19 protein-coding genes are annotated in these 21695 nt (G+C 67.3%); 12 read left to right on the forward strand and 7 right to left on the reverse strand.

Features of this window, described 5'->3' with window-relative positions:
• Together A6745_RS20585 and argJ are read right to left on the reverse strand one after the other, a co-directional pair.
• Window positions 1-685, reverse strand: a 685-nt coding sequence (locus A6745_RS20585; RefSeq protein WP_066132274.1) for an ATP-binding protein, incomplete at its 3' end; no start/stop codon positions are given.
• A 5-nt stretch (window positions 686-690) separates the two neighbouring features.
• Window positions 691-1917 (reverse strand): bifunctional glutamate N-acetyltransferase/amino-acid acetyltransferase ArgJ, encoded by a 1227-nt coding sequence (argJ, locus tag A6745_RS20590; RefSeq protein WP_066131456.1) that lies wholly within the window; start codon window positions 1915-1917, stop codon window positions 691-693.
• A gap of 374 nt (window positions 1918-2291) precedes the next feature.
• Between argJ and A6745_RS20595 the strand changes: the two genes are divergently transcribed.
• Window positions 2292-3053, forward strand: a complete 762-nt coding sequence (locus A6745_RS20595) for an SDR family oxidoreductase (protein ID WP_066131458.1) — start codon at window positions 2292-2294, stop codon at window positions 3051-3053.
• A gap of 88 nt (window positions 3054-3141) precedes the next feature.
• Here the strand turns inward: A6745_RS20595 and A6745_RS20600 are convergent, their stop codons facing one another.
• Genes A6745_RS20600 through A6745_RS20610 form a run of 3 tightly spaced genes read right to left on the reverse strand, consistent with a single transcriptional unit; the run spans window position 3142 to window position 5651 of the window.
• Window positions 3142-4158 (reverse strand): hypothetical protein, encoded by a 1017-nt coding sequence (locus A6745_RS20600; protein WP_066131460.1) that lies wholly within the window; start codon window positions 4156-4158, stop codon window positions 3142-3144.
• A 30-nt stretch (window positions 4159-4188) separates the two neighbouring features.
• Window positions 4189-4677, reverse strand: coding sequence for a MarR family winged helix-turn-helix transcriptional regulator (locus A6745_RS20605; RefSeq protein WP_066131464.1), 489 nt, complete (start codon window positions 4675-4677; stop codon window positions 4189-4191).
• A complete protein-coding gene (locus tag A6745_RS20610; protein WP_066131466.1) occupies window positions 4674-5651 on the reverse strand; it encodes an alpha/beta hydrolase in 978 nt (325 codons plus the stop codon). Before A6745_RS20610 ends, A6745_RS20605 begins: the two co-directional genes overlap by 4 nt.
• Window positions 5652-5834: 183 nt before the next feature.
• Between A6745_RS20610 and A6745_RS20615 the strand changes: the two genes are divergently transcribed.
• The 10 genes from A6745_RS20615 (at window position 5835) to A6745_RS20660 (ending at window position 17112) form a co-directional block, all read left to right on the forward strand.
• Window positions 5835-6998 carry an ABC transporter substrate-binding protein gene (locus A6745_RS20615; RefSeq protein WP_066131468.1) on the forward strand — a complete coding sequence of 388 codons (1164 nt, stop codon included), beginning with the start codon at window positions 5835-5837 and terminating at the stop codon, window positions 6996-6998.
• An 84-nt stretch (window positions 6999-7082) separates the two neighbouring features.
• The gene (locus A6745_RS20620) at window positions 7083-8003 is read left to right on the forward strand and encodes a branched-chain amino acid ABC transporter permease (RefSeq protein WP_066131470.1); all 921 of its coding nucleotides are present in this window, start codon (window positions 7083-7085) and stop codon (window positions 8001-8003) included.
• Between the two features lie 14 nt (window positions 8004-8017).
• Entirely contained in the window at window positions 8018-8995 is a 978-nt protein-coding gene (locus A6745_RS20625) for a branched-chain amino acid ABC transporter permease (protein ID WP_066131472.1), read from the forward strand.
• Window positions 8995-9774 (forward strand): ABC transporter ATP-binding protein, encoded by a 780-nt coding sequence (locus A6745_RS20630; protein WP_407922744.1) that lies wholly within the window; start codon window positions 8995-8997, stop codon window positions 9772-9774. The genes A6745_RS20625 and A6745_RS20630 overlap by 1 nt, the downstream gene beginning before the upstream one ends.
• Window positions 9774-10478 (forward strand): ABC transporter ATP-binding protein, encoded by a 705-nt coding sequence (locus A6745_RS20635; protein ID WP_066131477.1) that lies wholly within the window; start codon window positions 9774-9776, stop codon window positions 10476-10478. Before A6745_RS20630 ends, A6745_RS20635 begins: the two co-directional genes overlap by 1 nt.
• A 268-nt stretch (window positions 10479-10746) precedes the next feature.
• Window positions 10747-12732, forward strand: a complete 1986-nt coding sequence (siaA, locus tag A6745_RS20640; RefSeq protein ID WP_156513478.1) for a biofilm regulation protein phosphatase SiaA — start codon at window positions 10747-10749, stop codon at window positions 12730-12732.
• 25 nt (window positions 12733-12757) lie between these two features.
• Window positions 12758-13297, forward strand: coding sequence for a biofilm regulation protein kinase SiaB (gene siaB, locus A6745_RS20645; RefSeq protein ID WP_066131479.1), 540 nt, complete (start codon window positions 12758-12760; stop codon window positions 13295-13297).
• 24 nt (window positions 13298-13321) lie between these two features.
• The gene (gene siaC, locus A6745_RS20650) at window positions 13322-13699 is read left to right on the forward strand and encodes a biofilm regulation phosphoprotein SiaC (protein WP_066131482.1); all 378 of its coding nucleotides are present in this window, start codon (window positions 13322-13324) and stop codon (window positions 13697-13699) included.
• Complete coding sequence (siaD, locus tag A6745_RS20655; protein WP_066131484.1) at window positions 13696-14526, forward strand: biofilm regulation diguanylate cyclase SiaD; 831 nt, start codon at window positions 13696-13698, stop codon at window positions 14524-14526. The genes siaC and siaD overlap by 4 nt, the downstream gene beginning before the upstream one ends.
• Before the next feature lie 3 nt (window positions 14527-14529).
• A complete protein-coding gene (locus tag A6745_RS20660; RefSeq protein ID WP_066131486.1) occupies window positions 14530-17112 on the forward strand; it encodes a sensor domain-containing protein in 2583 nt (860 codons plus the stop codon).
• Window positions 17113-17194: 82 nt separating this feature from the next.
• Here the strand turns inward: A6745_RS20660 and A6745_RS20665 are convergent, their stop codons facing one another.
• Window positions 17195-18652 carry an EAL domain-containing protein gene (locus A6745_RS20665; RefSeq protein ID WP_082853203.1) on the reverse strand — a complete coding sequence of 486 codons (1458 nt, stop codon included), beginning with the start codon at window positions 18650-18652 and terminating at the stop codon, window positions 17195-17197.
• Between the two features lie 520 nt (window positions 18653-19172).
• Here A6745_RS20665 and A6745_RS20670 point away from each other — a divergent pair.
• On the forward strand, window positions 19173-20729 hold the full coding sequence (locus A6745_RS20670) for an ABC transporter substrate-binding protein (protein WP_066131492.1): 1557 nt from the start codon (window positions 19173-19175) through the stop codon (window positions 20727-20729).
• Between the two features lie 3 nt (window positions 20730-20732).
• On the opposite strand, the gene A6745_RS20675 is transcribed toward A6745_RS20670, so the two are convergent.
• Window positions 20733-21650 (reverse strand): LysR substrate-binding domain-containing protein, encoded by a 918-nt coding sequence (locus tag A6745_RS20675; protein ID WP_066131495.1) that lies wholly within the window; start codon window positions 21648-21650, stop codon window positions 20733-20735.
• Window positions 21651-21695: the final 45 nt, after the last annotated feature.

Here is a 21695-nt window from a genome sequence, read left to right on the forward strand (position 1 = left end):
ACAGCCACAGGCCGAAACGCTCGGACAGCGAGATCTTTTCCTCGACGGTTTCGCCGGGATGGATCTCGCCGTCGGGCTGGTGCCTGGCCTGCAGGTTCTCGCTCATGTATTCCGGCATCAGGTGGCGCCGGTTGGACGTGGCGTAGATCAGCACGTTGTCGCCCGAAGCCGATACCGAGCCGTCCAGCACCGATTTCAGCGCCTTGTAGCCGGCCTCGCCTTCCTCGAAGGACAGGTCGTCGCAGAACACGATGTAGCGCTCGTCCCGGCCGGCGACCAGTTCGACGATGTCGGACAGGTCGCCCAGGTCGGACTTGTCGACCTCGATCAGCCGCAGGCCCTGGCCGCCGTAGGCGGCCAGCATGGCCTTGACCAGCGAACTCTTGCCGGTGCCGCGCGCGCCGGTCATCAGCACGTTGTTGGCCGGCTTCTTCTGCAGGAACTGCCTCGTGTTGCGGTCGATGACGTCCTTCTGGCGCTCGATGTGCTGCAGGTCGTCCATGTCGATGCGCGCGATGTGGCGCACGGCATCGAGCCAGCCGCGCGAACCGCGCTTGCGCCAGCGGTAGGCATGCGCGGTCCAGTCGATGTCGGGAGGCGCGGCGGGCAGCCAGGCTTCCAGCTGCGCCAGCACGCGTTCGGCCCGCGCCAGCAGGCGGACCATGTCGGGGGAAGACGAATCCATCGCGATCAGGAGCGGTAGTCGGCGTTGATGCTGACGTAGTCGTGCGAGAAGTCGCAGGTGTAGACGGTGTCGCTCACCTTGCCGCGGCCCAGCGCGATGCGCACCAGGATTTCCGCTTCCTTCATGACGCGCTGGCCGTCCACCTCCTGGTAGGACGGATTGCGGCCGCCGTCGACGGCCACCAGCACGTCGCCCAGCCACAGGCGGACGCCCGAGACGTCCAGGTCGTCGATGCCGGCATAGCCGACGGCGGCCAGGATGCGGCCCAGGTTGGGGTCGGACGCGAAGAACGCGGTCTTGACCAGCGGCGAGTGCGCCACCGAATAGGCCACCTTCAGCGCCTCTTCGGTGCTGCCGGCTTCCTCGACGCGGATGGTCATGAACTTGGTGGCGCCTTCGGCGTCGCGCACGATCTTCTGCGCCAGGTCGGCGGCCGCTTCGGTCAGGGCGCCGACGACGGCGGCATAGGCCGGATCGGACTCGGAGGACACGGTCACGCCCGACTTGCCGGTGGCGATCAGGATGAACGAGTCGTTGGTGGAGGTGTCGCCGTCGACCGTGATGCGGTTGAACGACTGGTCGGCGATCCGCACGGCCAGCTTGCGCAGCAGCGGCTGGGCGATGGCGGCGTCGGTGGCCAGGAAGCTCAGCATGGTGGCCATGTTGGGCCGGATCATGCCGGCGCCCTTGCTGATGCCGGTGAAGGTGACGGTCTTGCCATCGGCCTGGATCCGGCGCGAGTGGATCTTGGGCAGCGTGTCGGTGGTCATGATGCCGTGCGCGGCATTGAACCACTGGTCGGGCGACAGCGCGGCGATCGCGCCGGGCAGGCCGGCCTTCAGGCGGTCCATGGGCAGCGGCTCGAGGATGACGCCGGTGGAGAACGGCAGGATCTGTTCGGCGGGCAGGCCCAGCAGCCCGGACAGCGCGGCGCAGGTGTCCTTGGCGCGCTGCAGGCCGTCGGCGCCGGTGCCGGCGTTGGCGTTGCCCGTGTTGATGACCAGCGCGCGGATCGCGCCGCCCGACGCCAGGTGCGTTTCGCACACCTGCACGGGCGCGGCGCGGAAGCGGTTGCGCGTGAACACGCCGGCGACGGCGCTGCCTTCGGCCAGGTGGAAAACGGTCAGGTCACGGCGACCCGCCTTGCGGATGCCCGCCTCGGTGACGCCGATCTCGACACCGGCGACGGGGAAAATTTCGGATTCGGAGGGGATCTGCAGATTGACGGCCATGGTTCGGGACTCGCTGGTGGATAGCCGCCGAGGCGGCTGCCGGCGACATAGCCTTCTATTATCCACCGCCCGGGGCGCTCGCCAAATGACGTGTTGCGCGCCCCGCTCCCGTGCCGCGTTCAGTCGCGGGCCCGTCGCCAGCAGGCTGCCGGCCAGGTGCTCGGAACAAGTCGGGGAGATGCCCATGATTTTTGACTCTGGGGCAAAGATCCGGCGCGGGCGCGCTTCGAGTGTGTAAGCTACCGGCTCGTGTGCTGTCCCGTGGATGCGCTGGCATGCGGCACACCGGCTGCGCGCATGGCGAGGTATCCAGGGGACAGCGCACGAGCGCCGGGCGCGGTTCCGGCGTCCATCCACTCATCGAGGAGCATCACATGGATCTAGGTATCGCCGGCCGTTGGGCCGTGGTGTGCGCGGCCAGCAAGGGGCTGGGCAAGGGGTGCGCGGCCGCGCTGGCGCGCGAGGGCGTCAACCTGGTCATCAACGCGCGCGGCGCGGACACGCTGAACGAGACCGCGGACGAACTGCGCGCATTGAACGCCGGCATCGAGGTGCACGGCGTCGTCGGCGACGTGACGCAGGCGTCGGTGCGGCAGGCGCTGCTGGCCGCGGCGCCGCAGGTCGACATCCTGGTCAACAATGCAGGCGGCCCGCCGCCCGGCGACTTCCGCGACTGGAAACAGGACGATTGGCTGGCGGCCCTGCAGGCCAATATGCTGACCCCCATCGAACTGATACGCGCCACCGTGGACGGCATGGCCGAACGCGGCTTCGGACGCGTGGTCAACATCACCTCGGGCGCGGTCAAGGCGCCGATCGACGTGCTGGGCCTGTCCAACGGCGCGCGCAGCGGCCTGACCGGTTTTGTGGCGGGCGTGGCGCGACAGCCCCGCCTGGCGGGCCGCAACGTCACGCTGAACAACCTGCTGCCCGGCCCGTTCGATACCGACCGGCTGCGCAAGGCGTTTTCCGCGCCGGGCCAGCGCGAGAAGCGCCTGGCCACCATTCCGATGGGGCGCTTCGGCGATGCCGATGAATTCGGCGCGGTGTGCGCCTTCCTGTGCAGTGTGCACGCCGGCTACATGACGGGGCAGAACGTGCTGCTGGACGGCGGCGCGTATCCGGGAACGTTCTGAATGTGCGAAATGGTGTTGCCGGGCCGGTCCGCAACCGCGCGGCGATGCCGCTCCAGGCCGTCCGCGCGGACGGCCGGCGTTTTCGGCCTCAGGGAGCCAACTGCATCGACGGGACGTCCAGCACGCCCGCCTCGCGGTTGCTGAGTACCGCGCGGACAGTGCCGTCCGGTCCCTGCAGCACCGAATTGCCCGTCGCGATGTCGGGCCGGCCCGCGCGCAGGGCGGCGCGGCCGCGTGGCGGACTGAACAGCAGGTCGCCTTCCTCGGCGCCGCGCACGCCCGCCGCGCTGGCCGCGCGGGTGCCGGCGGGATAAGTGACCTCGCCCAGCCGCAGCTCCTGCGCCAGCAGGCCTTCGAATTTCAGCACCTGGTGCTGACTGTCGACCGTGACGTCGGCCTTCAGCAGCGACAGGCCGGAAATGGAGGCCGGCTCGCTGCCATCGGTGCGCAGCAGCCAGCGTTGCGGCATGGCCTGGCGCATGTCCAGCCAGGTGCCGGTAGGCAGGGGCAGGTTGCCCACGGTATTGCCCGATGCCAGATGGCAGCTGTCGAAGCGCGGCCGGCCGTCTTCCATGACCAGTTCGACGCGATGGGCGCGCGAGCAGCGCCAGCCGCCGTGGATGGTCTGGTCGGTGAGGATCGCCAGCGACCAGCTTTCACCCGCCGCGCCGATGGGCTGCTGCGCGCGGCGGTAGCGGAACAACTGCTTGGCCTGCAGGCCGCCGACTTCCACCAGCACGGGAAAATCGGCCTGGACGAAGGAGTCCAGGTCGCCCGGCGTGGCCAGGCGCAGTTCGGTGCCGGCCGGCATGTCGACGCCGGCCAGCTTGCGGGCGGCGTCGAGCACGGCGCGGCGCGCCTGTTCTTCGCGGGCCTCGCGCTGGACGGTCAGCCACTGGCTGATGTGCTGATAGGGAAAGATGCCGCCGGTGATGGCCAGCACCGCCATCATGGCGGGTCCCAGGCGGCGGTGGCCGCGCATCCACAGGCGGGCGCGCCGGTTCAGCGCCAGGCGGGCGAGCCAGGTAAGAAGCGTGCTCAGGCAGATCAGCGAGACTGCCATCGACGCGTAATAATTGCCGCCAGGAATCGAGACCGGAATCATGGCGGCAATTATGCGTCATTCCGGGGCGGACTATCGCGCTTGCGTGCGCTGGGCGACCACTTGCAGTTTCAGTTCGCCCAGCGCCTTGTACAAGGCGTTGCGGCTGGCGTCGGGCAGCCCGTCGAACATGCCCTTGACCCAGCTCTCGTGGGCGCGCGCCATGCGGGCGAAAGTCTTCTTGCCCAGCGGCGTGAGCTTCAGCACCGAACTGCGCCGGTCGGTCTCGACCTTGGTGCGCACCACCAGGCCCTCGGATTCCAGCTGGTCGGTGATGCCGGTGATATTGCCGTTGGTCACCATCATGTGGCGCGACAGCTCGCCCATCTTCATGCCCTTGGGGGCGCGCTGCAATTGCGCCATCAGGTCGAAGCGCGGCAGCGTGGTGTCGAACTCGGTGCGCAGGCGGCCGCGGATTTCGGTCTCGATCAGGTTGCAGCAGGTCAGCATGCGCAGCCACAGCCGCAACGCGTGGTGGTCGTCGGGGGCGGCGCGGGTTTCGAGGTCGGGAGCGTCGGTCATGAGGCGGTACGGGAGGAAGAGGGCCGGTCCGGTTCGGGCCGGCCCGTATCGGGCTGTCCCGTTCGGGACAGGCCCATCTGTTCGAACATGGCCTGGGCCAGCGGGCTGCCGGGGCGGCCCAGGTCGAGCACGATGTCGAAGTGGTTCAGGCCGGGCGCGGGCACGTAGCGGCCGGGAAAGCCGCGCGCCTGCCAGGCTTGCAGATAGTCGTTGCTCTGGCGCTTGAATTCGTCGGTTTCGTGCTCGCCGTAGCTGACCACGATGGGGCAGCCGTGGTCAGGCACGAGGCGGTCGGGGCTGTTGCGCGCGGCATCGGCCGGCGTCATGCGCATCCATTGGTTGATGTGGGTATGCACCAGCGGTGTCAGGTCGTACAGGCCGGACAGCAGCAATGCGCCGCGGATGACATCGCCGGGCAGCCCCAGCTCGCGTTGCCAGCCGCAGGCCAGCAGCATGCCGCACAGATGGCCGCCCGCCGAACTGCCGCCGACGTGCAGGCGGCCCGGATCGCCCCCATGCGCGGCGATGTTGCGCTGGACCCAGGCCACCGCGCGGCGCACCTGGTCGACGATGCGGTCCAGCGTGACGGCCGGCGCCAGCGAATAGTTGACCGCCACCACCACGGCGCCGGCGCGCGTGAAGGCGGGCGCCATCGAGCTGGAATCGTCCTTGCCCAGCGCGCGCCAGTAGCCGCCGTGGATGTAGATGAAGACGGGCGCGGGGCATCCCGGCGCGGGGCATCCCGGCGCGGGGCATCCCGGCGCCGGGCTGTCCCGCGCGGCGGGGAACACGTCGAGCGTTTCGTCGGGGTGGTCGCCATAGGGCAGGTTCAATGCGCACGGCAGCGTGTCGCGCGCCCGGCGGCTCTCGTCGGCGTATTGCTTGAGTATCGATTCGACGTGCGGTACTGTCGCGCGTGCGTTGTATTGCATGTCGAGCGCGGTGGCGTCGAACTGGCGGTAGACGAGGCTCATGGTTCGGGCAAACCCTAGGCTTGTTTTGCTGGATACTTTAAACCTAAACTATGCCGCACGCCAGTTGATTTCTCGTCCCGGATGCCGGCCGCGCGGCATATGGATGACGGGCTCGGCGACACGATCGCAGTCGAACGCTTCAGAACAAAACCCAAGCAGCGCGCCGCGCCAGGAGTTCCCAGCATGCGTATCCTTTCCCTCGTCGTGGCCGCCGCCGCGCTCGTTCCCGCCATGTCCCACGCCGATCCCATCAAGGTCGGCATCGCCAACGACATCTCCGGCCCGTTCGCGGCGCTGGGCGCCGAGGCGCGCGACGGTTTCAACCTCGCCATCAAGCAGTTGGGCGGCAAGCTGGGCGGCCAGCCGGCCGAGTTCCTGCAGACCGACATGGCCGGCAACCCCGAGCAGGCCCGCCAACTGGCCACGCGCTACATCCAGCGCGATAAGGTCGACTTCTTCACCGGCCCCATCGGCTCGAACGTGGCCCTGGCCGTGGGCCCCGCGCTGTTCGCCGCCAAGATCCCGTACCTGTCGAACAATCCCGGCCCCAGCCAATATGCGGGCGCCCAGTGCAACAAGTTCTGGTTCGGCACCACCTATCAGAACGACGCCTTCCACGAAGTGGCCGGCAAGGTCGCGGCCGACCGCGGCTACAAGAAGATGTTCATCATCGCGCCCGACTATCCCGCGGGCAAGGATGCGCTGACCGGCTTCAAGCGCGGCTACAAGGCCGACGTGGCGCAAGAGCGCTACACCAAGCTGGGCCAGATCGATTACGCGGCCGAACTGGCCGAGGTGCGCGCCACCGCGCCCGACGCGGTCTACATCTTCCTGCCGGGCGGCATGGGCATCAACTTCGTCAAGCAGTTCGTGGCCGCGGGCCTGTCGCAGAACATCGCGCTGGTCGGACCGGGCTTCTCGGCCGACGAGGACGTCATCCCCGCCGTGGGCGAGCCGATGATCGGCATGGTCAACACCGCGCAGTGGGCGCATGATCTGGACGTGCCGCGCAACAAGCAGTTCGTCGACGCCTTCCGCAAGGAATACAACGGCCGCTATCCCTCGGTGTACGCGGCGCAGGCCTACGACGTCATCATGGCCATGGATGCCGCCGTCAAGCAGGCGGGCGGCAAGGCCGGCGACCGCGACGCCATCGTCGCCGCGCTGGAAAAGGCCGACTTCCCCTCGGTGCGCGGCGCCTTCACCTACGGCAGGAACCACTATCCGATCCAGGCCTACTACGCCCGCCAGGTCGGCAAGGACGCCCAGGGCCGCATCACCAACAAGCTGATCGGCAAGGTGTACGACAAACACCAGGACGTCTACGTGGGCGAGTGCAAGCTCTGATTTTGCGGTAGCAGCAGGGCGCGGCGCCACAACGCCGCGCCGATCGACCGCGGGCGCGCGATGCCCGCGGCACAGGGGAAGTCGATGACGTATACGCTGATCGTCGAGCAGTTGCTGAACGGTCTGCAGTTCGGGTTGATGCTGTTCCTGATCGCCGCCGGCCTGACGCTGGTCTTCGGCATCATGGACATCATGAACCTGGCGCATGGTTCGCTGTACATGGCGGGCGCCTACGTGGCGGCCGAGACCATGCAGCGCACGGGCTCGTTCACCGCGGCGGTCATCGTGGCCGCGGGGGCCACGGGCGTCGTCGGGGCCGTGCTGGAACTGGCGCTGATCCGCCGCCTGGCGGTGCGCGACCACCTGGCCCAGGTGCTGGGCACCTTCGCCATCCTGCTGATCGCCAACGACGTGGTCAAGATGATCTGGGGGCCCGCTCCGGTGATGCTCAATACGCCGGCGGCGCTGTCCGGTCCGGTGCGCCTCCTGCCCGACCTGATGTATCCCGCGTACCGCCTGATGATCATCGGCCTGGGCCTGGCCGTGGCCGTGGGCCTTTACTGGTTCGTCACGCGCACCCGCGCCGGCGTGCTGGTGCGGGCCGGCGCGTCCAACCGGCAGATGGCCACGTTGATGGGCGTGCGCGTGCCCTTGCTGTTCCTGGGCGTGTTCGCGCTGGGCGCCATGCTGGCCGCGCTGGCGGGCGCGCTGCTGGGGCCGGTCACGGCCGTGCAGGTCGGCATGGGCGAGGAAATCCTGATCCTGGTGCTGGTCTGCATCGTCATCGGCGGCATCGGCTCGATACGCGGCGCCTTCGCCGGCGCGCTGCTGGTAGGCATGGTGGATACGGCCGGCCGCGCCTTCCTGCCCACGCTGCTGCGCAGCTTCTTTCCGCCCGACGTGGCTTCCAGCGTGGGGCCCACGCTGGCCGCCATCGCCATCTACGTGCTGATGGCCGCGGTGCTGGTGTTCAGGCCCTCGGGCCTGTTCCCGGCGCGCGGCTGATCCAGAGATCCGACATGACTCACCGTTCACTGCTCTGGACCGGGCTGTTCCTGCTGGCGCTGGCGGCGTTTCCGCTGGTGGCGCCGCTGTTCGACCTGGATTTCTACGTCTCGTTCGTGCGCCGCATCCTGATCTATGCGCTGGCCGCCACCAGCCTGAACCTGGTGCTGGGCTACGGCGGCATGGTGGCGCTGGGCCACGCCGCCTTCCTGGGGGCCGGGGCCTACGCCGTGGGCATCCTGGGCGTGTCGGGGATCACCTCGGCGCTGGTGGCGTGGCCCGCCGCCATGCTGCTGGCGAGCGGGTTGGCCGCGCTGACCGGGGCGATCTCGCTGCGCACGCGCGGCGTGTACTTCATCATGATCACGCTGGCGTTCGCGCAGATGGTCTATTACGTCTTCATCTCGCTGCGCCAGTACGGCGGCGAGGATGGCCTGAACCTGCCCGGCTATTCCACGCTGCCCGGCCTGGACCTGGCCGACGACCGCGCGTTCTATTACCTGGTGCTGGTGTTGTTCGTGCTGCTGCTGTGGGTGTTCGGCAAGCTGGTGAACTCGCGCTTCGGCACCGCGCTGCAGGGTATCCGCGAGAACGAATCGCGCATGGAGGCCCTGGGCTATCCGGTCTATCGCATGAAGCTGGCGGCGTTCGGCCTGAGCGGCGCGGCGGCCGGCCTGGCGGGCGCCCTGCTGGCCAATCACAATCTGTTCATCTCGCCCAGCCTGATGCATTGGACCCAATCGGCCAACCTGCTGATCATGGTGCTGGTGGGCGGCGTCGGGCTGCGCTACGGCGGCGTGGTGGGGGCGGTGGTCATGCTGGTGCTGGAGGAGGTGCTGAAGATGTGGACGGAATACTGGCACCTGCCGCTGGGCATCCTGCTGCTGGCCGTGGTGTTCGGCGCCCCGCGCGGCCTGGCCGGCCTGCTGGGACCGTGGTTCACGGGCCGCGCCGCCAGGCAGGCCGTGCCCGCCGCCCGGAGCCGCCCATGATGACCGCCGCCGATTTCATGCCGGCCCTGCAGGCCGAGGGACTGGTCAAGCGCTTCGGCGCGCTGCTGGCCACCGACCATGTCTCGCTGACGCTGCGTCCCGGCGAGATCCACGCCCTGATCGGCCCGAATGGCGCAGGCAAGTCGACCTTGATCCATCTGCTGTCCGGCACCCTGCCGGCCGATGCCGGCACGCTGACCGTGGCCGGTGCCGATGTCAGCGGCATGAACGGGCACCAGCGCGTGGCCGCCGGCCTGTCGCGCTCGTACCAGATCACCAATATCTTCAAGTCGTTCAGTGTGCTGGACAACCTGCTGCTGGCCGTGCAGGCGCATGCGGGCAGCAGTTTCCGCTTCTGGCGGGCGCGCAGCCGCGAAGAGGCGCTGTACGAGCGGGCCCGTGCGCTGGCGCTGCAGTGCGCGCTGGACGCCGCGCTGCTGGAGCGCCCCGCGGGCACCTTGCCGCACGGCGAGCAACGCAAGCTGGAGTTCGCACTGGCGCTGGCCGCGCGTCCCAAGGTGCTGCTGCTGGACGAACCCATGGCCGGCATGGGGCCGGATGAAACCCTGCGGCTGGCCGACCTGATCGACAGCCTGCGCGGCCAGGCCGCCATGCTGCTGGTCGAGCACGACATGCAGGCGGTGTTCCGGCTGGCCGACCGCATCTCGGTGCTGGTGTACGGCCGCGTCATCGCCACCGGCACGCCGGACGAGATACGCGCCAATCCCGACGTGCGCCAGGCCTATCTGGGCGACGATGAAACCGTGGAGGAAGCATGATGCTGGAACTGCGCGGCATCGCCAGCGGCTATGGCCCAAGCCAGGTATTGTTCGGCGTCGACCTGAGCATCGGCGCCGGGCAGGTGGTGACCCTGCTGGGCCGCAATGGCATGGGCAAGACCACGCTGTTGCGCACCTTGTTCGGCCAGTTGCCCCTGCGCGGCGGCAGCGTGCGGTTCTGCGGCCAGGACATCGGTGGCTTGCGCCCCGACCGCATCGCGCGCGCCGGCCTGGCCATCGTGCCGGAGGGGCGGCAGTGCTTTCCCAACCTGACGGTGCGCGAGCACCTGACCGCGTTCGCCGCGGCGCGCAACCCCGGCATCGGCCGGCCCTGGACGCCCGAGCGCGTGTTCGAACTGTTTCCGCGCCTGGGCGAGCGCGCCCGCAACATGGGCAACCAGTTGTCCGGCGGCGAACAGCAGATGCTGGCCATCGGCCGCGCGCTGGTCACCAATCCGCGCCTGCTGGTGCTGGACGAGGCCACCGAGGGGCTTGCGCCGCGCATCCGCGAGGAAATCTGGACCTGCCTGGCCACCCTGCGCGAAGCGGGGCAGACCATCCTGGTCATCGACAAGTACGTCGAGCGCCTGCTGGCCCTGGCCGACCAGCACGTCATCCTCGAACGCGGCAAGGTGGTCTGGACGGGCGACTCCCGCCAACTGGATGCCGACCGGGAGATCTGGACCCGTTATTTAGGAGTCTGACCCTGAATTCCAGCGGTCGGGCACCGCCGATGTAAACGTTGTCAAATTAATACCGACCTTTCATTTTTTGAGGTCTAATTGTCGCTGTCCGTTAAAATCCCTCATCTCCAGCGGCTACACTCTGGGCCGTGCCCGATTCGCTGGCCGGCAACCCCTCGCGTTGCCCTCGCGCCCGCTGGTTGTCACCGCAGACGTATACGCGGATGCACCCGTCCGCCATGTGCCGTATCGCACGGCGCTTCAATGACTAGTCAGGAATTCTTCAAACATGGCGAAATGGGGGTTGAGGACCAAGTCCTTGCTGGCTTTGGCCCTTGCGTGCCTGATCGCGCTGATCCCCGCCGCCGTGATCGGCTGGCGCGTCTTAGATAGCGTCCGCGAACATTTCGGCCGCGCCTATGTCGAGAACGTCACCCTGCTCAGCCGCCAGAAGATCCTGGCGCCCGTCTCGCGCGAACTGGCCCTGTCGCTGCGCCTGGCCGATTCCGAGGTCACGCGCCGGTTCCTGCTGAACGAAGACGATCCCGCCGCGCGCGAATTGTTCTTCCGCGAGGCCGAGGGCTACCGCGGCGACCTGCGCAGCCAGTCGTTCTTCGTCATCAGCGCCCTGAGCAACCACTATTACTTCAGCGACAAGCCGCGGTCCACCCCCCAGCCGCCGCGCTACACGCTGTCGCCCGACAATCCGGACGATGGCTGGTTCTTCGCCTCGGTGCGCTCGCCCGACCTGTACAACATCAACGTCAATCCAGACCTGCAGTTGAAGGTCACCAGCGTCTGGATCAACGTCCAGGTGCGCGATGGCGGCCGGGTGCTGGGCCTGGCCGGCTCGGGCCTGAAACTCAATACGTTCCTCGACGAATTCATCGCCAACAGCGCTCCCGGCGTCACGCCCCTGATCGTCGACCAGTCCGGCGCCATCCAGGCTTTCCACGATGCCTCGCGTATCGCCTACAACTCGGCCACCCGCGCCGATTCCCGCCACAGCAGCGTGTATGCCCTGGTGGGCGCCAGCGACGAGGCGCCGTTGCGCCAGGCGTTGCAGCGCGCCCAGTCCGATCCCCAGCGGGTGCAGACCGTCTGGGGACAATTCGGCGGCAAGCGCCAGTTGCTGGCGGTGGCCTATATCCCCGAATTGCGCTGGCACGTGATGACGGCGGTCGACCTGAGCGCGGCCCGCGTGGCCGATGCCGCCTGGCTGTGGCCCGCCGCGATCGGCGTGGCGCTGCTGGTGGCGGCCATGCTGCTGGGCTTCGGCTATGCGGTCGAACGCCTGATGCTGCGACCGCTGCGCCGGCTGCAGCAGTCGGCGCGCGCCATCGCCGCCGGCCGCTACGACGTCACGCTGCCGCCCGCCGGCCAGGACGAGATCGGCGACCTGAGCCGCGCCTTCGGCGTCATGGCCGACAAGGTGCGCACCCATACCGCCGAGCTGGAAGACAAGGTGCGCGAGCGCACCCAGGAACTGGAAAGCGCCAACCGCGAGATGGCCGAGGCGCAGAAGAAGATCGGCGATTCCATCGACTACGCCAGCCTGATCCAGCGCGCCATCCTGCCCGACCGCCAACTGGTGCGGTCGCTGGGCGAACGCCATTTCGTGCTGTGGAAGCCGCGCGACGTGGTGGGCGGCGATTTCTACGTATTCCGTTCCGACGGCCCCAATTGCCTGCTGGGCGTGATGGACTGCGCCGGCCATGGCGTGCCGGGCGCCCTGATGACCATGCTGGCGCGCGCCGCCATCGACCTGGCCATCGCCGAGGTCGGGCCGTCCAGCCCGGCCGCCGTGCTGGCCGCCACCGATGCCGCCATCCGCGCCATGCTTGCCGATGCGCAGTTGCCGCGCACACTTGCCATCAATACGGACGCAGGGCTGGTGTATATAGACTGGTCGAATCACCGTCTGGTCTATTCCGGCGCCAAGATTTCGCTGTACGCCAGCGATGGCGAGGTGCTGCAGGAGTTGCCTGGCGGGCGCCGCGCGCTGGGCGACAAGCGGCCGGGCGAATACGAGAACGTCGAACTGTCGCTTCAGCCTGGGTGGACTTACTATCTGGTTACCGATGGATTCCTGGACCAGGCAGGCGGCCAACACGGTTTCGGATTCGGCAGCCGCCGCTTTGCCGACATGCTTACGCGTCACGCCCGGCAGCCGCTGTCCGAGCAGGCCCGCGCATTCAGCCAGGCGCTGGACGACTACCGGGGAGAGCGGCCGCAGCGTGACGACATCACGCTCCTGTCTTTCCGTTTCGAATGAACCTGGCCGCCGAGGTGTGACCGCCATGAATGCTTCCGATCTCTACGCCCTGCGCGAGCGCTTCAACCAGGATCGCACGCTGCTGTGTTTCAACGGCCCGATTTCGCGCAGCCTGATCGAAGAGATCGGCAACGCGTTGAAGAATTACCTGGACGCCGAGCACACGCGCCCGGCCGAGGCCATGGACGTGTTCTCGGTGTACATCGAGATGATCCAGAACATCCGCCAGTACGCCCTGCAGTGCAACGACACCGAAGCCAGCGCCACGGTGGTCATCAACCGCCGCGACGCGGGCGGCTACGTCGTGTCGGCCGGCAACATGGTCGAGACGGCCCACGGCGAGCGCCTGGTCGCCGTCGTCGGCCGCCTGGCCGGCATGGACAAGGCCGCCCTGAAGGCGGAATACAAGACGCAGTTGCACAAGCCCCGCGCGCCGGGCACGGTCACGGGCGCGGGCCTGGGCCTGATCGACATCGCGCGCCGCGCCAGCAGTCCGCTGCAGGCCAGCCTCAGCCCGCACAGCGAAGACGGCCGCGCCTTCTTCAGCCTGAGCGTCGCCATTTGATTTAAATCGTCCGCAGAGTCCGATATGAATGACTTGAATCTTCCTGCAACCCAGTCCACGCCCTCCATTCTCACCGACGCCAGGTCCGGCGTGCTGCGCATGGGCGGGGACTCCTACCCCGAGAACTCCTTCGAGCTGTTCGGTCCGGTGCTGGATTGGGTGGAAACCTATCTGCGCGAGCGCGCAGAGCCGCTGCGCCTGGAACTCGAACTGCTGTACCTGAACACCAGCAGCATCAAGGCCGTCATGGAGATCTTCGACCTGCTCGAAGCCGCCCATGGGCAGGGCCGGCCGGTCAAGGTCGAATGGTTCTACGACATGCGCAACGAGCGCGTGGGCGAGCTGGCCGAAGAGTTCAAGGAAGACTGTTCGTTCCCCTTTGACGTGATAGGCCGTGAATGAAGCAAGATCCCGCTGATCTCGAGCGGCGCGTCAGTACCTTGCTGGCCGACCCCGACTATGCAGGGCACCCTCTGCGCGAGGCGCTGAGCGACCTGTGGCAGCACACGTCCGACGTGCTCGAACGCGTCGAGCGCATCACGCATCTGTCCGACGCCTTCCAGTCGATGGCGCGCGAGCGCGAACTGGATATCTGCCGCCGCTTCGACCGCCAATTGCGCAAGCTGTCGCGCATCGTGCGCATTTCCGACCACTACCAGAACATGATGCGCGAGCTGAACGCCGCGCTGAAGAACGCTTCCATCCGCGATGAGCTCACCGGGCTGGCCAACCGCCGCGCGCTGATCGAGGTGTTGAAGGAAGAAACCGAGCGCGCCGCCCGGCATTCGCGCCGTTTCGTGCTGGTCATGCTCGACGTCGACCACTTCAAGCAGATCAATGACCAGCACGGCCACGACGTGGGCGACCGCGCGCTGATCGGCGTGGCGGGCCTGCTGCACGACGGCCTGCGCCAATATGACGCCTGCGGCCGCTGGGGCGGCGACGAATTCCTGCTGCTGCTGCCGGAATCCGGGCTGGAAGAGGCCAAGTCGATGCTCGAGCGCCTGGTGAGCCAGGTGCGCGAATTCCGCGTCCAGGCGCCGTCCGGCGAAATCGGCTTGACGGTCAGCGTGGGCATGGCTCAGTATCGGCCGGGCGAGGCGTTCAACGATACCCTTACCCGGGCGGACCATGCGCTGTACAGCGCCAAGCAACAGGGGCGGGATCGCGTGGCGGCCGATGGGCCGGGTCCGCTTCCGGTCGACCCCCTTGCTTCGCCTGCGGAGTAGCCGATGTCCCGAGAATTGAACACCGATGTTCAGTCTGGCGAGGATGCCCTGCAATGGGGCGGCGCGGCTTTCCTGCAAGCCCTGGACCGAGCCACCCTGACCTGCGATTTCGACCTCGATGGCAACGTGTTGCGCGCCAATGACAACTTCCTGGCATTGGTCGGCTACACCCGGGAAGACATCGATCTGCTGCGCCACGACATGCTGTGCGAGTCCGTGCACGACGGCAAGGCCGGCGTGGGCGACGAGCGCCTGTGGAACCAGCTGCGGCGCGGCCAGCCCTTCACGGGCAACTGCAAGCTGCGCGCGCGCGATGGCTCGCCCATCTGGGTCGAGGTCACCTACCTGCCGGTGCTGGACGCCGACGGCGTGGTCGGACGCGTCTGCCTGCTGGGCCGCAAGGCCATCGCCGACGCCGAGCGCCTGGAAGAGATCCGCCTGCTGCTGGGCGTCAACGACACCGGCAATGCCGTGGTCGTGTCCGGCGCGGACGGGCGCATCCTGTACGTCAGCGACAGCTTTCGCCGCATGTTCGGCTACACCGACGAGGATGCGCGCAACCGCACGCTCGGCGAGGTGCTGGCGGGCGCCCGTCCCGACCGCGCCACCATGGACGAGCTCGAGCGCCGCCTGACCTTCCCGGCCGGCTACCAGCGCGACCTGCTGGCCTACGACCGCAGCGGCAAGCCGCTGTGGGTCTCGGTGATGGCCAATCCGGTGTTCGACGACCGCGGCCAGCTGTGCAACGTGGTCGACGTGCTGGTCGACGTCACGCCCACCAAGGTGCACGACGTCCCGCAGCGCCGCGTGATGCAGGCCATGGTCAACGAGGTCTCGGTGGCCGAGGTGATGAGCATGGTATGCCTGGAGGTCGAGCGCCTGGCGCCCGACGTGGTCGCCAGCGTGATGCGCGTCGACGCCCAGGGCTACCTGCGTCCCTTGGCCGGCCCCAGTCTGCCGCTGGCCTACCTGAACGCGCTGGACGGCCTGCCCATCGGCGCCGAGACGCTGTCCACGGGCAGCGCCGCCTTCCTGGGCCGGCCGGTGATGGTGCGCAACATCGTCACCGATCCGCTGTGGGCCGAGCACCGCCACCTGCCCCTGCCGCAAGACCTGGTGGCCTGCTGGTCCTCGCCGATCAAGTCCAGCGACGGCCAGGTGCTGGGCACCTTCGACCTGTATTTCCGCGAGCCGCGCTGGCCCGACGCCTTCCACCATCGGCTGGTGGGCGGCAGCGTGTACCTGTGCGCGCTGGCGCTGGAGCGCGACGAGGCTCGCGCGCGCATCCGCCAACTGGCGTTCTACGACGAGCTGACCGGCCTGCCCAACCGCAACCTGCTGCTGGCGCGCGCCCAGCAGGCGGTGTCGCACGTGGCGGCCTCGGGGGGCGGCAGGCTGGCCGTGCTGTTCCTGGACCTCGACCGCTTCAAGCAGATCAACGACACCATGGGCCATGCCGCCGGCGACGCGTTGCTGCGCGAAGTGGCCAGCCGCCTGGGCCGCCTGGCGCGTCCGCGCGACGTGGTGGGACGCCTGTCCAGCGACGAGTTCGTGGTGGTCTATCCCGACTACGAGGACGCGCGCCTGACGGCCGATGCCGAACAGATGCTCGGGGCCCTGTCCGAGCCCTTCACCGTGGGCGACGTGGCCTTGAAGCCGTCGGTCAGCATCGGCATCAGCGTCTATCCCGAGAATGGCGAGGACATGGACACGCTGTTGCGCCATGCCGACCTGGCCATGTACCAGGCCAAGACGGCGGGCCGCGGCCGCATCTCGTTCTTCAGTCCCGAGATGAACCGCCAGGCGCACGAGCGCATGGCGCTGGAAGCCGCGCTGGGCGACGCCCTGACCAACGGCACGCTGCACCTGCAATACCAGCCGCAGATCCGCCTGACCGATGGGCAGTTGTATGGCGTCGAGGCGCTGGCGCGCTGGACCCACCCCGAGATGGGCGTGATTCCGCCCGCGCGCTTCGTGCCGCTGGCCGAGGAGTGCGGGCTGATCCACCAATTGGGCGTGTGGGCCATCCGGCAGGCCTGCGCACAGTTGGCCGACTGGCGCATGGCCGGCGTGGCGGTGCCGACGATCTCGGTCAACCTGTCCGCCACCAACTTCCATGATCCCGACCTCGTCGCGGTGATCGAAGAGGCGCTGGCCTACAACGGCCTGGCCGCGCGCGACCTGATGCTGGAAATCACCGAAGGCGTGCTGCTGGACGCCACGCCCGAGACGCTGGCCACCATTTCGTCCCTGCATGCCCTGGGTGTGCGCCTGTCCATGGACGACTTCGGCACGGGCTATTCCAGCCTGGGCCACCTGCGCCGCCTGGTGGTCGACGAGCTGAAGCTCGATCGCAGCTTCGTGCTGGGGCTGGAAGGCGACGAGGCGGCGCGCGCGCTGACCAGCGCCGTCATCCGCATCGGCGAAAGCCTGAGCCTGCCCGTGGTGGCCGAAGGCGTCGAAAACGAAGAACAGCGCCGCTTCCTGGTCGAACAGGGGTGCGCGGCGGGCCAGGGCTATCTGTTCTCGCCCGCGCTGCCGGCGGCCGAGTTCAGCGAATGGGTGAGGGCGCGGCAGCTCTGCTGATGCCTTGCGCCTGGCTCGCCTGTCCCGGAAAGACCGCCTGGCGCGGTCTTTTTTCTGGGCGCGCGGCAAGGGGCGCCTGCTGCTACGGTGATGCCGGGTACGATGCGTCGCCGTCGTTGCGCGCCGGCAGCACGGGCTGCTTCATCGCGTCCGTGATCGAGGCGGGCGGCTGGGGCTTGCCGAACAGGAACCCTTGATACTGGCGGAATCCCATACGGGACAGCATGCCGTACTGGCTCTCCGTCTCGATGCCTTCGGCAATGGACGACATTCCCATGATCTCGGAGATTTCATGGATTTTCTCCAGCAGCAGTCGAGAGGACTCGCTGTTCTGCGCGTCGCGGACGAATTCCCTGTCGACCTTCAGCTTCCTGACCGGCAGGGATTTCAGGATGCCCAGGGAAGAGAACCCCGTTCCGAAATCATCGAGCGCCCAGCTTATTCCGAATTCCTCGAGATCCCGCATTCTGCTTCTGATGAGGTCCATGTCGGAGATCAGGGCGGATTCCGTGAGTTCGAGCTGTATGTTGCCCGGCCGGATGCCGTGCCTCGATATCACTTCCCGTGCCGCGCCCACGAAGCGGTCATCGAGTATCTGCACCGGGCTCACGTTGACCGCAACGAACTTTCCATCGAGCCTCGCGTCTCGGGACCAGCGCTGTAGAAGCTCGCACGCCTGGCGCAGGACCTCCAGCCCAAGGTCGTGGATCAGGCCGGTCTCTTCAGCCTGCGGGATGAATTTCTCGGGCGTCAGCAACCCGCGTGTCGGATGATTCCACCTGACGAGCGCCTCGGCGCCGATCGGCCTTCGCGCGAGGTCGACCTGCGGCTGATAGAGGACCACCAGTTCCCGGTGGGGGATGGCGCGGGCGAGACTGCGGGAAAGCGCGATCTGCGCGCTGACGCCGTCCCGATAGATGACCAGCGTCCAGGCCAGCGCCACGCCCACGATGACGAAGTTGAAGGTCGCGTAGACCCTGCCGATGCCGGGCGTTGCGCCGATCGCCATGGACCGAGGGCCGAAGTGGCCGGTTCCCATCAGGACGAACATCGCCAGGCATGCGAGGGGGAAATAAAGCCCCAGATAACTGTTGCGGCGCTCCGAGACAAAGAAAGCGCCCACGGCCAGCGGCAGGAAAAGCGCGTAGGCGGATCGCGGGCTCGAATCGGCGGGCATGTCCGCCATGGATAGCGCAAGCAGCAGCAGGAAAATCGCGTTCGCGATTATCAGTATGGCGCCATGCCTGCTTCGGTCGGCCAGCGCGAGCGCGAACAGGCCAATCCCCGAAAACGCGGCATATATCGCGGCGATGTGCGATCTGTCGTAATGCCAGAAGACGATGGCCCAGGCCAGGCCAGGGAACAGGCAGAGTCCGCCCGTTATTCGGATTATCCTGCTTGTTTTTATGTTTTTATCGCTGGTAAGGAATTTTTGTGCTGACCAGTTTTCGTAATTCATTTTTGCTGCAGGACATTGCCGTGGTTTTATGGGTTTTTTTTTATGAATGATGCTTGGGGAGAAACTGTCGCGCTTGGGCATGCGGCCGCCCTGCCGGGGCGCTGCAAGCGGGAATTGTAGGTTCTTGCCCGGGGATGAAGTGTGTGATTGGGAAACAGCCCGCCGCGGGTGACGGAGTCCGAGGGGTGGGCCGCTGTTTATATTATTCGGTCGGGATATTCCGTTTTTATAATGAGGCGATCCCTATTTTGCACTGCTTGCGTTGCGGTATTGATTCAGGATGGACGAGAGGGGAGGCTTCGGAGGCTGGCGGGTCCGGCCCTCGTCGAAGCCGTCCGCCACGCGGCACGCGCTCGGCCCCGTCGACCTCTCGTTTTCCCTAGCCCGGGAAAAAAGTATGGATTGGTAGTAACCACTACACGGGACCCTTCCCCAGAGGCACGGATGGGATGCGCCAGGCAGTCGTATAACCCTATGGAATAGGGTATGCATCTGAGCGACTTTGACGCAATAGGCTGGCAGGCCTACCTTTCGTTCCATCGCATTGCATGGCTGTACCGGCATGCGCGTTCCGACAAACCGCCGACTTCGTTGGGGAATCATGAAACGTCCCGTCCTTTCCGCATTCGCCGCTGTCCTGCTGGGCACCTGTACCGTCCTGTCCGCGCAAGCGCAGGAGCGGCCGATGCTGCGCATCAGCTCCGGCGCGGCCGACAATGCCACGCTCGATCCGCATCGCGCCACGTCCACGGTGGACAAGGGCGTGGCCTCGGAAATGTTCGACGGCCTGGTGCGTTTCCCGCCCGGCAGCGCCGATCCCAAGAAACTCGAGGCTGACCTGGCCGAGCGCTGGGAAAGTTCGGCCGACGGCAAGGTTTGGACCTTCCACCTGCGCCGCGGCGTGCAGTTTCACGGCGGCTACGGCGAAATGAAGGCCGAGGACGTCGTGTACTCGCTGCAGCGCGCGGCCGACCCGAAGCGCTCCAGTTTCGCGTCGACGTTCGATCAGGTGGAGAAGGTCGAGGCGCTGGATGACTACACCGTGCGCGTCACGCTGAAGTCGGCGGACGCCGGCTTCCTGGGGCGCGTGTCGGACTACCACGGCGGCAACATCGTCAGCAAGAAGGCCGCCGAGAAGCTGGGCGACAAGTTCGGCGGCGCGCCCATCGGCACCGGTCCGTTCGCCTTCGGCGAGCACGTCACGCAGCAGTACGTGAAGCTGGTGGCCAACGATCAGTATTTCCGCGGCAAGCCCAAGCTGGGCGGCATCGTCTACCGCATGATCCCATCGGACAGCGCACGCGAACTGGCCTTCACTTCGGGCGAGATCGACGTCATGCAGGGCAAGCGCGAACAGCGCTGGGTCGAGCGTTCGGCCAAGCGCGACATGAAGGTCGACATCTTCGATCCCGCCGAATTCCGCACGCTGTACATCAACCGCACCATCAAGCCGCTGGACAACCTGAAGGTACGCCAGGCCGTGGCCGCCGCCATCAACGTGGACGAGATCGTGCGCTACGTCGGCAAGGACGTGGCCGACAAGGGTTGCTCGGTGGTGCCCAACGGCTACCTGGGTGAGGACTGCGGCGCGGGCGGCTACAAGTACGACGCTGACGCCGCCAGGAAGCTGCTGGCCGAAGCGGGTTTCCCGAACGGCATCACGCTGAAGTCGGTGGTGTCGAACATCTCGGCGCAGCAGCCCATCATGGAAATCATCCAGGCGCAACTGGCCAAGGCTGGCATCAAGCTGGACATGGAAGTGGTGGACCACGCGACCTACCAGGCCAAGAGCCGCGCCGACCAGAGCGCATTGGTGTTCTACGGCGCCGCGCGTTTCCCGATCGCCGATGCCTACCTGAGCGAGTTCTACGACTCCGCCTCGGCCCCCGGCCAGCCCGCCGCCATGTCGAACTTCGGCCACTGCGCCGTGGCCGACCAGGAGATCCGCGCGGCGCGCGTCGAGTCCGACGCGGCCAGGCAATTGGCGTTGTGGAAAGAGGCCCAGGCCAAGATCCATGCCGATGTCTGCGCCGTGCCGCTGTTCGGCCTGAAGCAGGTATGGGTGCATGGCGACGGCGTCGACTACGGCTACAAGCTGCAAGGCGCGCTGAACCTGCAGCCGCCCGTCACCGAACAGACCTCGATCAAGGCCAAGTGACCGTCACTGCCCTTTGAGCAGGCCCCGCGAGACCTGCGCCGCCACGGCGCGGGCGCAGGCTGCGAAGTCTTCCACCAGCGCCGCGTTGCGCGAGGTCTGCGTGCGGCACATCTGGAAGTGGAATTGAAGCTCGGGATCGAAACGCCGCAATACCAGGCGGCTTTGCAACCCATCGGCGAAAAGCGGATGAATCAAGGACACCCCCATACCGGCGGCCACGAACTCGCACACGGTCGGCGCCGTGTCGGTTTCCAGCACGATGTTGAAATGCGCACCCGCCGCGGCCATCGCCTGGCTGACCAGCTTGTGCGTCTGGCTCTCGGCGCTGAAGCCGACGAAGGGCACGCCGTCCAGGTCGCGCGGCCGGATGACGCGCTTGCGCGTCAGTTCGTGGTTGACCGGCAGGGCGCAGAACAGCGCATGCGGGAACAGCGGTTCGCGCTCGACGTAGGGGTTGTCGACACGGCTGCCCACCAGCGCCAGGTCGATGTGCTGCTTGGCCAGCCAGTCGCCCAGGAAGATCGAACCGCGCGTGCGGATGGACACGCGTACATCGGGATGGCGTTCGAGAAAGGCCAGCGTGACGCGCCGCATGAAGGTGCCGGACAAGGCCGGCAGCACGCCCACGATCAGGTGGCGCTGCTCGGCGCGGCGGATGGATTCCACGGCTTCCTCGACCTGCCGCAGGCCCATGAAGATGCGTTCGACTTCCTGGTACAGCCGCATGCCCTGATGGGTGGGCGCGAGCTTGCCGCGCAGGCGGTCGAACAGGGACAGGCCGGTTTCGGCTTCGAGATGGGCCAGCAGCTTGCTGACCGCGGGTTGCGAGACGCCCAGCACCGCGGCCGCCTGGCTGACGGTGCCTTGTTCGATGACGGCCTTGAAGGCTTCGACCTGTCGCAGATTGAGCGCTTGCTGCATGCCGGGACCTGTAGTGTGCGCGGCATGCGTGCCGCGTCGCGGGGC

The organism is Bordetella ansorpii (genome assembly GCF_900078705.1).
GTDB classification, from domain to species: Bacteria; Pseudomonadota; Gammaproteobacteria; order Burkholderiales; family Burkholderiaceae_B; genus Bordetella; species Bordetella ansorpii_A.